This window comes from Paenisporosarcina sp. TG20 (assembly GCF_000286315.1).
Lineage (GTDB): Bacteria > Bacillota > Bacilli > Bacillales_A > Planococcaceae > Paenisporosarcina.
Map to the genome: position 1 here is coordinate 1 of NZ_ALJG01000120.1, position 3898 is coordinate 3898.

General features: G+C 34.5%; 4 protein-coding genes and 1 tRNA gene. 3 read left to right on the forward strand and 2 right to left on the reverse strand.

The genetic code is table 11. The annotated features are described in order from the left end of the window. Positions 1-141: 141 nt before the first annotated feature. The 3 genes from B371_RS0101185 (at position 142) to B371_RS24380 (ending at position 2402) form a co-directional block, all read left to right on the forward strand. Positions 142-867, forward strand: a complete 726-nt coding sequence (locus B371_RS0101185; protein WP_019412500.1) for a GDSL-type esterase/lipase family protein — start codon at positions 142-144, stop codon at positions 865-867. Between the two features lie 339 nt (positions 868-1206). Next, positions 1207-1953, forward strand: a complete 747-nt coding sequence (locus B371_RS0101190) for an S-layer homology domain-containing protein (RefSeq protein WP_019412501.1) — start codon at positions 1207-1209, stop codon at positions 1951-1953. A gap of 290 nt (positions 1954-2243) precedes the next feature. After that, positions 2244-2402, forward strand: a complete 159-nt coding sequence (locus tag B371_RS24380; protein ID WP_157185123.1) for a phage holin family protein — start codon at positions 2244-2246, stop codon at positions 2400-2402. Between the two features lie 170 nt (positions 2403-2572). On the opposite strand, the gene B371_RS0101200 is transcribed toward B371_RS24380, so the two are convergent. Both B371_RS0101200 and B371_RS0101205 read right to left on the reverse strand, forming a co-directional pair. Continuing rightward, a tRNA-Val gene (locus tag B371_RS0101200) sits at positions 2573-2645 on the reverse strand. Between the two features lie 76 nt (positions 2646-2721). After that, positions 2722-3246 carry a 2'-5' RNA ligase family protein gene (locus B371_RS0101205; RefSeq protein WP_019412502.1) on the reverse strand — a complete coding sequence of 175 codons (525 nt, stop codon included), beginning with the start codon at positions 3244-3246 and terminating at the stop codon, positions 2722-2724. Positions 3247-3898: the final 652 nt, after the last annotated feature.

Below are 3898 nucleotides of genomic sequence, written 5' to 3' on the forward strand. Positions count from 1 at the left end.
TTCCCACTGGAGTCGCCGCCTTGCGCTACAATCAAACGATACCTTTCTATAATAAACGGATAATTATCGAATTGAGTAGTTATGAAATTGACTCAACTGCAATTAAAAACATAGCCACTACAAAACAAAAGGAGATAGGTTTTGAAAAGGGTTATTAAGAAAATATTTAGCGGTATGATTATTGCAACTCTCGTTTTAACAATACCAACAATGAGTTCTGCAAAACCACTGAAAAAGACAGAAGTAGAATACGTTAGCCTCGGAGATTCTCTTGCAGCAGGTTTCACACCTTATTATGGCAGGATTGATTTAGGGTACGCTGACTTTTTAAAAGAACGAATGGAGCAGTCACAGTACGAAGTCAATTTTACGAATTTCGCTGTTCCTGGTTATACGTCGACGCGCTTAAAGAATGATGTTTTAAATAACGAAGAGGTAATAGCTGAGATTAAATCTGCTGATATGATCACTCTTGATATTGGTGCAAATGACGTACTGAACGCGCTCTATGTAGATCCATTTAAAGCTATCGATACTGTCAGAAAAAATTTAACCGCAATATTAAAAGCAATCGACATGATAAATCCAAATGTCGATGTATATGTAATGGGGTATTACAATCCATTTCCGTATCTGCCGCTAAATGAACAAGAACTGTTGATACAAATTATGAATGGATTAAACAACACGATTGAAACCGTCGCATCAATACATGGGGATGTGTTTGTTTCAACAGAAGAGGCTATCGCAGAAGATCCAATGCTATACATTCCAAATCCTACTAACATACATTTAAGTCTTGAAGGGTATGAAGTTATCGCAAAGGAATTCTGGGGAGCGCTTGATAAATCAAATAATAAAAAATAAAAAGATATAGATATAAGGAATGGATAGGAGAGCATCTCGTTTGAGGTGCTTTTTTAGTTTCCACTTAAATCATTGGTTACTTTAAGTAACGAGTTAAATTATAAGGTTAATGAAAAAATTACCACCTCCGAAGAGATGATGCTTTTTGGAAAAATCCTTCGTTCCTTAAGGATTTTCGTGGGTTTGGCACCCAATGATCCCGACTGGTCTCGAAGCGACCTCCGCCCTGTCTATTTTGTATCCTTTCAATAACCTTGGTTTACCATTTTAAATAAACATAGACTTTATCATTTCCAAAGATTACAATTTTAAGTAAATGAACAGGAAAGGGAGTAGAATATGAAGAAAATATTAACAATGCTAATTGTTCTTCTACTAGTATTATCAATTTTACCTAAACAAGAAGTGTCTGCAGCTGGATTTACAGATGTGAAATCTACACACGGTTTCTATGGCGAGATTATGTTCTTGCTAGAAAAAGGAGTGATAAATAGCGGTACAAGTTTTGGAGTCGATCAAAAAGTTACTCGTGAAGAAGTAGCTGTGATGGTTTCTAAAGCAGTTGGACTTAAAGGAGGTATGACAACTACACCGTTTAAAGATGTTCCTTCATCATTAGCATCTTCGGGATATATCAAATCAGCGGTTGATGCAGGTGTGTTGTCTGGATATACAGATGGTACGTTCCGTCCTAAAGAAATCGTTAATCGTGGTCAAATGGCGATTTTCCTTGCAAATGCTTTTAAATTAACGACTGAATCAAATAATAACTTTAAAGATATGTCACCTTCAATGTCGTCATATAGTTCTGTTAAAAAAATTGTACATTTGAAAATCACAACAGGGTTTTCTGACAATACATTTCGTCCAACTGAAACTTTAACACGTGGGCAAATTTCGGCCTTCTTAGCTCGTGCTATGGGTTATGAGAAAGTAGCTGTAACCCCTACTCCATCGCCAGTACAAACTGGATTTGCTAACTGTACTGAGATGCGAAAAGTATATCCAAATGGAGTAGCTTCAACTCATCCAGCGTATGAGTTGAAACATGACCGAGATAAAGATAACTGGGCTTGTGAGCTTTAATGTGACAAAACTTTTTTAAGAGTAAATAGAATGAATTTGAATGAGATGATAAACATATTACCTATCTGGGTGTCTCTATTACTAATATTTACACTGCAATATCTAGGAGAAAGTAATTACAAAATATATGTATAAACTCTATGATTCTAAATATTCTTATTTAGAAAAAGAATACGAAAATTGTAATGATTTATTTATTGGAATTTTTAAGTAGTAATTTTTTTTAATGATTATTTTAGAGTCCTTCATTTAAAGGGCTTTCTCTTTTGGCCAAATTTCCACCATAGGAGTTGTTTACAGAAAAATTATTTGTATTCATCATAGGCGGTACATGGCTAACATTCCTCATAGGGCCATGGCATATATTATTAAAGATTTTACTAATCTTTATGGCAAGTGACATAGTAACAAGGGTTATTTACTCAGCAATAGAACGTCATCTGAAATAGCTTACAAAGTATTTCTAAGGAAAGCGACAATTATGGCAGTATTTTTAGCTGCTTTATGTTTATTTAACACCAATTCAAAGATAAATAAAAAAACACCACCTCCGAAGAGATGATGCTTTTTTTGGAAAAATCCTTCGTTCCTTAAGGATTTTCGTGGGTTTGGCACCCAATGATCCCGACTGGGCTCGAACCAGCGACCTCCACCCTGTCAAGGTGGCGCTCTCCCAGCTGAGCTACAAGATCTAATTTCTAGGACAAACTCTATTATAACGTTTGTAGGATAATAGTCAATGCCCTAGAAGTAATTTATATAGTGATTTTATTGTAAGAAAGAAGTCCATTCTGTTTGAGTACGACCGTTACTTAAAGACCAACATTCTAATGCGACGGCTTTTCCTGCTTGTGTTTCAAATGCCAAGCTTGCGCGCTGAAATAAAGGACCCCACCCTGTCATTGGGACATTGTTTATTAATGTTGTGTGAGGTATCCATTTCCCTGGTAGATAATGAGAGATTTCATTTGTATGTAAATCCATAATCAATGAAAATAATTCGCGATGAAAAGTTTCTATTTCTTTCGTTACTACGGGTGCTGCAAAAAATGTTCCTTGTTGTTTAAAAAAACCAAGAGAAGATATAGTTATATCAAGTTGTTTTTGCTTATCTATCCATGGTTTTACGCGTTCTTTCAATAGAAGGGGGTCTATTTTTTCAAACGAAAATAAACTGATATGAGGTGGGAGGGTAGTTTCTTTGCCTCGACTTGATGCTAGGTGTAGGTCACTAATATTTTGTTCCAATTTTGTAGATAGTTTATAGTCAAATCGTAAAACGAGTACTTGCATAAAATTGCCCCTTTTCCTGTTCTCCTGTTATAAATCCTGTTTCTAACGCTTGTTACTCAGAAAAAAACTAAGTTCCTAACTTTGAATATCATATACTTTATTTCAGTACGTGTTATATCTTCTTGTTTTTAGGTTTTTATCACCTTTAGTTAAACAATAATTATTACCTGTTAACTTATTAGTGTAAACTTCATTAAACGTGTTATTGACGCACTAATACTTATATTCCGAATGTTTATAAATCAGTATTTTCACATGAATTTAAATACTCATATGAAGCGGAAAGATAGCAGCAACACATGCGAAATTTCTGGTAAAAGGTTTCTAGAACTGCTGTCCATAAGAGTAATCATCATCAACTTTCACCTACATTAAAAATAGATGCACTCTCTAGTAAAACCTAATTGTGCTCACTTGTCGTTGCCCACAAGGAAAATCTCCGAGCGTTTTATGTTATTTTCCGTGTTTATAACAATAAATTCCTTACAGTCATGGTCTTTCCGTTATACTTTACTATAATGGTAACAACTCAACATTCATTATGTTTGATCTCGCTAATGAGTCAATTTCATAACTCCTCAATTAGATAATAAACACGAACATCATTTAATTGGAATTTATATTAATAATACGTTAATTTTAGACAGGTATC

Bases quoted from the DNA above. Each gene is read 5' to 3' on its own strand.
- B371_RS0101190 (WP_019412501.1), top strand. From the start codon at position 1,207: ATGAAGAAAATATTAACAATGCTAATTGTTCTTCTACTAGTATTATCA.
- B371_RS0101205 (WP_019412502.1), bottom strand. From the start codon at position 3,246: ATGCAAGTACTCGTTTTACGATTTGACTATAAACTATCTACAAAATTG.